Raw genomic sequence first — 7,889 nt, 5'->3', positions numbered from 1 at the left:
GCCTCCGCCCCCGGAGCCGCCGCCTCCGCCACCCGATCAACCTCCGCCGGGCTGACACGCGGGATGTGGATCGGCTGGCTCGAGTTCGACGTGCTGCTGGGTGACGTGCGATCGCTCAAGGAAAAGCGATCGGTGATCCGTCCGGTTGTGGCCGAGTTGCGCCGCAAGTTCGCCGTGTCGGCCGCGGAGATCGGTTCCCAGGATCTGTATCGGCGAGCAGGCATCGGTGTGGCCGTCGTCTCCGGTGACCGCGCTCATGCGGTCGACGTCCTCGACGCGGCCGAACGCCTGGTGGCCGCGCACCCCGAATTCGAGCTACTGGCGGTGCGGCGCTCGCTGCGTCGCGGCGACGATTAGCTGTAGTTAGCCGTCGCGGCCCTCGCGCTTGCGGCCCAAAGGTGCCGGCGCGATTGTGCCGGGCGCCAGCCGGCGCGCCGCGATCAAGAACGCCGTGTGCCCGCGCATCGAATGCTGCGGCCGAACGGCCAGCCCGACCACGTTCCAGCCCCGCTGCAGCGTTTCCCACGCCCGCGGTTCGGTCCAGCATTGCTGGGCCCGCAGCGCCTCGACCGCCCGCGACAGCTGGGTGACGGTGGCCACGTAGATGATCAGCACACCGCCGGCGACCGTCAGCCGCGACACCGAGTCGAGCACCTCCCAGGGCGCGAGCATGTCCAGCACGGCCCTGTCGAAGGATGCGTCGGGGAGCTCGGAGTCCGCGACATCGCCGACTATCAGCTGCCAGTTGTCTGGCACCCTGCCTAACTCCGAGCCGAATAACCCCGACCCGAAGAACACCGACACGTTGCGGCGGGCGTGTTCGGCGTGATCCGCGCGCTGTTCGTAGGAGACCACCCGCCCGTCGGGCCCGACCGCGCGCAGCAGCGAACAGGTCAGCGCGCCCGATCCGGCGCCGGCCTCCAGGACGCGGGCGCCGGGAAAGATGTCGCCCTCGTGCACGATCTGCGCGGCGTCCTTGGGGTAAATGACCTGCGGCCCGCGGGGCATCGACATCACATAGTCGACCAGCAGCGGACGCAGCACCAGGAACGCGGCGCCGCTGGTGGATTTGACCACGCTGCCCTGTTCCAGCCCGATCACGTCGTCGTGGGCGATGGCCCCGCGATGGGTGTGGAACTCACCGCCTTCGGTGAGTTCCATCGTGTAGTGACGGCCCTTGGCGTCGGTGAGTTGGACGCGTTCGCCGACGGTAAACGGGCCGGTTGCGGACACGGCATCTAGCCTGCCAGCCGACTCGCCGTAGCCGGTGCTCGGGGTTGTCGCCGCGCGGTCCTACGCTGCGGGCATGACGGAGTCCATGCCGGGGCCCATGACCGGCCCGCCGGACGATGGCCCCCGGCCGCCTTCCCGCCCGGCTCTGTCACCGTCGCGGGCGGCGGACTTCAAGCAATGCCCGCTGCTGTACCGCTTCCGGGCCATCGACCGCCTGCCCGAGGCGCCATCGACGGCGCAGCTACGTGGCTCGGTGGTGCACGCGGCGCTCGAGCAGCTCTACGGCCTGCCCGCCGCGTCGCGCGTCCCGGACACCGCGCGATCGCTGGTGGAACCCGCCTGGGAACGGGTGATTGCGGCCGCGCCCGATCTGGCCGCCGAGCTGGAACCCGAACAGCGAACCGAACTGCTCGAGGGAGCCCGCGCGTTGCTGTCCGGCTATTACCTGCTGGAAGACCCGACCCGGTTCGAGCCCGAATGCTGCGAACAGCGCGTGGAGGTCGAGCTCGCCGACGGCACGCTGCTGCGCGGCTTCATCGATCGCATCGACGTCGCCACCACCGGCGAGCTGCGGGTGGTCGACTACAAAACCGGCAAGGCGCCGCCGGAAGCGCGTGCTCTGGCCGAGTTCAAGGCGATGTTCCAGATGAAGTTCTATGCGGTGGCGTTGCTGCGGTCACGCGGGGTGCTGCCCGCCCGCCTGCGCCTCATCTACCTTGCCGACGGCCAGGTGTTGGACTACTCACCCGATCACGACGAGCTGCTGCGCTTCGAGAAGGCCCTGATGGCGATCTGGCGTGCCATCCAATCCGCAGCGCCCACAGGCGATTTCCGTCCCAGCCCGTCGCGGTTGTGCGACTGGTGTCCGCATCAGGAGCGCTGTCCGGCCTTCGGCGGGACACCGCCGCCCTACCCCGGGTGGCCGGAAAACCCCGCCGAAGGCGGCGCGGACGCGGTGCTGCATTCGGTGCACCTCCCCCTTGCCGGAGACGCCGAACCGGCGGCATGATCATCCGCTAATCGAGCCGCTAATCGAGCGGCGACATCTCCTGCAGCATTGTGGGGACCAGCTCGCTCACCGTGGGGTGGATGTGCATAGTGCGCGACAGCGTCGTGTACGGAGCTTTGGCGGACATGACGTCCAGGATGGCGTGGATCGCCTCGTCGCCGCCGACGCCGAGGATGGCCGCTCCCAGGATCTCGTGGGTTTCGGCGTCCACCACGACCTTCATAAAGCCTTGCGTCTCACCCTTTTCCACCGCCCGGCCGACCCGGGTCATGGGTCGCTTGCCGAGCAGCGCCTTGCGGCCCGACTCGCGGACCTGGCTGACGGTCATGCCGGCGCGCCCCAGCGGCGGGTCGATGTAGAGCGCATAAGTGCTGACGCGGTCGCTCACCCGCCGTGGGTCGTCGTCGAGCAGGTTGGCGGCGACGATCTCGAAATCGTTGTACGAGGTGTGGGTGAAGGCGCCCTTGCCGTTGCAATCGCCCATCGCCCAGATGTGGTCGACGCTGGTCTTGAGCTGGTCGTCCACCACGATGTAGCCGCGGGCGTCGGTCCGCACACCGGCCGCTTCCAGACCCAGGTCGTCGGTGTTGGGTTGCCGTCCCACGGCCAGCAGCAGATGACTGCCCTGAATGGGCGCCGCGCCGTCACGAGGTGTCAGTTCGAATCCGTTGTCGCTCTTGCTGATTCGCACATCGTCAGCACCGAGGACCACGTCGATGCCTTCGGCTTCCAGGATCTCCCTGACGGCGGTCGAGACATCCTCGTCTTCGCGGGAGGCCAGGCGCGAGCCGCGTTCGACGACGGTTACCGGAGCGCCGAAGCGCCGGTACATCTGCGCGAACTCCAGCGCGATGTAGCTGCCGCCGACGATGACGAGATGGGATGGCAGCGTGTCGAGTTCGAGGATCGACACGTTGGTGAGGAACTCGACATCGGACAGCCCCGGGATCTCCGGCACCACCGCACGGCCACCGACGTTGAGGAAAATCCGGTCGGCCTGCAGCCGCTCTTCGCCGTCCTGCGTGTCGACGCTGATGGTGTGCGGATCTTCGAAGCGGGCATGGCCGCGAAAAACGGTGCAGCCGTCCATGCCGTCAAGCCAATCCTCGACGCCCTTGCGGTCGCTGAGCATGATGTCGTCTTTGCGTGCTTTGACTTTCGCCATGTCGACGGTGACCGGTCCGGTTCCGACGCCGTATTCCGCGCCACGGCGGGCCAGCTGTGCGGCGTGCGCGCTGGCCACCAGCGTCTTGGTCGGGATGCATCCCGTATTAACGCAGGTCCCGCCGATCAGTTTGCGCTCGACTATCGCGACTCGCTGGCCTGCGGCCGTCAGCCGCCCCGCCAGGGGCGGTCCCGCTTGGCCGGCGCCGACGATGATCGCGTCGAAATGCTTTGTCATTTAACGGCTGTCACTTAACGGCCGTCAGCACGTACTCCGTCAGCACGTGACCCGCCCACGCGGCGATGGCGAAGCCGCCCGCGATCGCGACCGCATCCTCGAGCAGCGCGATGGGCAGGTCCTTGCCGCCGGTCACCCCCGCCAGCCGCTTGCGCGCCTGATAACCGCCGAGGGTGCCGATCACAGCGCCGATGACGCCGGCCCCCAGCGAGCTAAACGTCCAGTGCGGCATTGCGCCCAATACCGCGCCCGCAAACGCGCCGGTGACGATCCGGGCGGCGAAGATCGGTGGCGCGGTGCGCGCCGGCGTCTTGGGCAGCTTGTCGTTGACCAATTCGCCGACGGCGAGAACGGTCAGGACGATGACGGTGATGAGGTTGGCCACCCACGATGCCCACGTGCCGTGCAAGTCGATCCAGCCGATAAACGCCGCCCAGGCGACGACGGCCGGCGCCGTCAGCGAGCGCAACCCGGCGACCACGCCAATCAACAAAGCCATCAGCAGAATTAGTGCATGCGTCACGGAGACCCCTCCTGGAGGATGAACTGCCCGGGCACCAAAAAGGGGTGCCGGCCCTCGAGCTCGGCCGGGTCTCCCCCACGGCGGACGCTAACACAGCGGCCGTCCCGCCGATAGGGCAATCAGAATCGGCAGAACCTGATATCGGACGCCAGAATCGCTTTGGCACCGATGGCGGCGAGCTCGTCCATGATCTCGTTGACGCCGCGGCGCGGTACCAATGCCCGGATTGCGACCCAGTCCGGGTCGGCCAGCGGGGCGATGGTCGGAGACTCCAGTCCCGGCGTGATCGAGGTGGCTTTCTCCAGCACCGAGCGCGGGCAGTCGTAGTCGAGCATCAGGTATTGCTGACCGAACACCACACCTTGGACCCGGGCTACCAATTGATCCCGCGCCGCTCCCAGGTCATACCGCGACTCACCGCGACCGTCGTGATCGCTGCGCTCGATCAGCACCGCCTCCGAATCACACAGTGGCTCACCGAAGGCCACCAGATCGTGCAGGCTCAGGGTGCGCCCGGACCCCACAACATCAGCGATGGCGTCGGCCACACCGAGCTGCACCGAGATCTCCACGGCCCCGTCGAGCCCGATCACCGTCGCGTCAATCCCCTTCTCGGCCAGGTCTTTTCGGACCAGGTTCGGGTAGGCGGTGGCGATACGCTTGCCGGCCAGATCCGCCGTCGCCCAGCTGCGTCCGGCCGGGGCGGCGTAGCGGAAGCTGGACGAACCGAAGCCCAGCGCCAGGCGCTCTCGCACCGGCGCACCGGAGTCGAGCACCAGATCGCGCCCGGTGATGCCGAAGTCCAGTTCGCCCGAACCGACGTAGATTGCAATGTCTTTGGGCCGCAAAAAGAAGAACTCGACCTGGTTGACGGGGTCGATGACCGTCAGATCCTTGGGGTCGGTACGGCGCCGATAACCGGCCTCCGCGAGGATCTCGGTGGCCGGCTCGCTAAGCGCACCTTTGTTGGGAACCGCGACGCGCAACATGCTCACAGCTCTCACAACTTCCGGTAGACGTCGTCAAGGGTCAGGCCGCGCGCGATCATCAGCACCTGCGTCCAGTACAGCAACTGGCTGATCTCGTCGGCCAGCGCGTCGTCGGGTTCGTGTTCGGCCGCCAGCCACACCTCGCCGGCCTCCTCGAGGATCTTTTTGCCCAGCGCATGTATCCCGCCGTCCAGCGCGGCGACAGTGGCGCTGCCGGCCGGCCGGGTGCGGGCACGATCGCCAAGTTCGGCGAACAGATCCTCGAAGGTCTTCACGGCCAGCGATTGTTTCACGCGGCAGCGAGCAAAGTCACGGCGGTTTCCGCTCAGTCCTCCGGGTTGTAGCCGAGGTTGGAGCTCAGCCAGCGCTCGGCTTCGGACAGGGTCCAGCCCTTGCGCTTCGCGTAGTCGGCGACCTGGTCCTGCGCCAACCGGCCGACCACGAAGTACTGCGACTGCGGATGCGAGAAATACCAGCCGCTGACGGCGGCACCGGGCCACATCGCCATCGACTCGGTCAGCTCGATGCCGGTCCGCTCCTTGACGTCCATCAACTTCCAGAGCGTCACCTTCTCGGTGTGCTCCGGGCAGGCCGGGTAGCCGGGGGCGGGACGGATTCCCTGGTACTTCTCATCGATGAGCGCCTCGTTGTCCAGTTGCTCGTCGGGCTGGAATCCCCAGAACTCCTTGCGGACTCGTTGGTGCATCCGCTCGGCGAACGCCTCGGCCAGCCGGTCGGCGACCGACTCCAGCAGGATCGCGCTGTAATCGTCGAGGGCTGCCTTGAACTCCGCGATCTTCTCCTGGCTGCCGAGGCCCGCGGTGACCGCGAAGGCACCGATGTAGTCCCGGAGGCCCGTTTCTTTGGGGGCGATGTAGTCACCCAGCGACCGGTTCGGGATGCCCTCCCGGTGCTCACCCTGCTGGCGCAGGTTGTGCAAGGTGGTCAGCACCTCGGTGCGGGTGTCGTCGGTGTAGACCTCGGCGTCTTCCATACCCGAGCCCACGGCGTTCGCCGGGAAGAATCCGATCACTCCGTTGGCCCTCAGCCACTTCTCCTTGATCAGGGTGTCGAGCATTTCCTGGGCGTCGTCGTACAGCTTGCGGGCGGCCTCGCCGGTGGCCGGGTTGTTGAGGATGTCGGGGAAGCGGCCCTTCATCTCCCAGGCGTTGAAGAAGGGCTGCCAGTCGATGTACTCGCGCAGCTCCTCGAGGTCGTAGTCGAGAAACTCCCGCACGCCGAGGCCCTGGGCGGGCACCGGCGGCGTGTAGCCGTCCCAGTCGATCGGCGTCCGGTTCGCGCGGGCCTTCTCCAACGTCAGCATCGGCCGCTCGTTCTTCTGTGAGTGCCGTTCGCGCAGCGCTGCGTAGTCCTTCTCGGTGGCCTCCAGCAGGGCGGGACGCTGCTTGTCATCGAGGAGCGCCGCCGCGACCGGCACCGAGCGGGACGCGTCCTTGACCCAAACCACCGGACCGCTACGACGCGGCGCCACCTTCACGGCGGTGTGGGCGCGCGACGTGGTCGCTCCTCCGATCAGCAGCGGGATCTCGAGCTCCTCGCGTTCCATCTCGGCGGCGAAGTTGACCATCTCGTCCAGCGACGGGGTGATCAGGCCGGACAGTCCGATGATGTCGGCGTCGTGCTCCTTCGCCGCGGCCAGGATCTTCTCGGCGGGCACCATCACACCGAGGTCGATCACTTCGAAGTTGTTGCACTGCAACACAACCCCGACGATGTTCTTGCCGATGTCGTGGACGTCGCCCTTCACGGTCGCCATGATGATCGTGCCGTTGGTGTCTTTGGCTGCTGCGGTGCCGTTCTGCTCTTTCTCCGCCTCGATGAACGGCAGCAGGTAGGCGACGGCCTTCTTCATCACCCGGGCCGACTTGACGACCTGGGGCAGGAACATCTTGCCGGAGCCGAAGAGGTCACCGACGACGTTCATGCCGTCCATCAGCGGGCCCTCGATCACCTCGATGGGGCGACCACCGGCGGCGGCGATCTCGGCCCGCAACTCCTCGGTGTCGTCGTCGACGTGGGCGTCGATGCCCTTAACTAGGGCGTGCGTGATCCGTTCGCGGACCGGGAGAGATCGCCACTCGGCCGCCTTCGGGTCCTCGGAGGCTTCACCGGACTTGTTGAAGCGTTCGGCGATCTCCAGGAGACGTTCGGCCGCATCCTCGCGACGGTTCAGGACGACGTCCTCGATGCGCTCCCGTAGCTCGGGGTCGATCGAGTCGTACGGCACCAGCGCACCGGCGTTGACGATGCCCATGTCCAAACCCGCCTTGATGGCGTGGAACAGGAACACCGAGTGGATCGCCTCACGGACCGGGTTGTTGCCCCGAAAAGAGAACGACACGTTCGAGATGCCGCCGGAGATGTGCACCCCCGGCAGGTTCTCCTTGATCCAGGCGCAGGCCTCGATGAAGTCGATCCCGTAGGACGCGTGCTCCTCTATACCGGTCGCCAGCGCGAAGCAGTTCGGGTCGAAGATGATGTCCTCGGGCGGGAAGCCGACCTCTTCGGTCAGTATCCGGTAGGCCCGCCCGCAGATCTCCTTGCGGCGCTCCAGGTTGTCGGCCTGTCCCTGCTCGTCGAACGCCATCACGACGACGGCCGCGCCGTACTTGCGGCACAGCCGGGCCTCGCGGACGAACTTCTCCTCGCCCTCCTTCATGGAGATCGAGTTGACGATCGGCTTGCCCTGCACGTTCTTCAGACCCGCCTCGA

At 67.1% G+C, this 7,889-nt stretch carries 8 protein-coding genes; 2 read left to right on the top strand and 6 right to left on the bottom strand.

The genetic code is table 11. From position 1 onward, the window contains the following. Window positions 1–63: 63 nt before the first annotated feature. Window positions 64–357 carry a DUF503 domain-containing protein gene (locus A5736_RS17925; protein WP_076247736.1) on the top strand — a complete coding sequence of 98 codons (294 nt, stop codon included), beginning with the start codon at window positions 64–66 and terminating at the stop codon, window positions 355–357. A gap of 6 nt (window positions 358–363) precedes the next feature. On the opposite strand, the gene trmI is transcribed toward A5736_RS17925, so the two are convergent. Continuing rightward, entirely contained in the window at window positions 364–1,233 is an 870-nt protein-coding gene (trmI, locus tag A5736_RS17920; protein ID WP_076127937.1) for a tRNA (adenine(58)-N(1))-methyltransferase TrmI, read from the bottom strand. 97 nt (window positions 1,234–1,330) lie between these two features. Here trmI and A5736_RS17915 point away from each other — a divergent pair, with 97 nt between their 5' ends. Further along, window positions 1,331–2,242: a RecB family exonuclease gene (locus A5736_RS17915; RefSeq protein ID WP_076247738.1), complete on the top strand. Its 912-nt coding sequence runs from the start codon at window positions 1,331–1,333 to the stop codon at window positions 2,240–2,242. Between the two features lie 19 nt (window positions 2,243–2,261). Here A5736_RS17915 and A5736_RS17910 read toward each other — a convergent pair whose 3' ends face one another. The 5 genes from A5736_RS17910 to metH form a co-directional block, all read right to left on the bottom strand. Then, window positions 2,262–3,644: an FAD-containing oxidoreductase gene (locus A5736_RS17910; protein ID WP_076124571.1), complete on the bottom strand. Its 1,383-nt coding sequence runs from the start codon at window positions 3,642–3,644 to the stop codon at window positions 2,262–2,264. Window positions 3,645–3,654: 10 nt separating this feature from the next. Continuing rightward, window positions 3,655–4,167 carry a DUF4126 domain-containing protein gene (locus tag A5736_RS17905; RefSeq protein ID WP_076124573.1) on the bottom strand — a complete coding sequence of 171 codons (513 nt, stop codon included), beginning with the start codon at window positions 4,165–4,167 and terminating at the stop codon, window positions 3,655–3,657. A gap of 119 nt (window positions 4,168–4,286) precedes the next feature. Further along, window positions 4,287–5,156 (bottom strand): ATP phosphoribosyltransferase, encoded by an 870-nt coding sequence (gene hisG / locus A5736_RS17900; protein WP_076247734.1) that lies wholly within the window; start codon window positions 5,154–5,156, stop codon window positions 4,287–4,289. An 11-nt stretch (window positions 5,157–5,167) separates the two neighbouring features. Continuing rightward, window positions 5,168–5,449, bottom strand: a complete 282-nt coding sequence (locus A5736_RS17895; protein WP_076124577.1) for a phosphoribosyl-ATP diphosphatase — start codon at window positions 5,447–5,449, stop codon at window positions 5,168–5,170. A 32-nt stretch (window positions 5,450–5,481) separates the two neighbouring features. Next, the coding region (gene metH / locus A5736_RS17890; RefSeq protein WP_076247732.1) for a methionine synthase at window positions 5,482–7,889 on the bottom strand (2,408 nt) is incomplete at its 5' end.

Origin of the sequence: Mycobacterium sp. SP-6446, from assembly GCF_001954045.1 — a bacterium.
GTDB lineage: Bacteria > Actinomycetota > Actinomycetes > Mycobacteriales > Mycobacteriaceae > Mycobacterium.
Note: the sequence above shows the minus strand (reverse complement) of the source record. Positions and strands in the feature narration are given on the sequence as shown.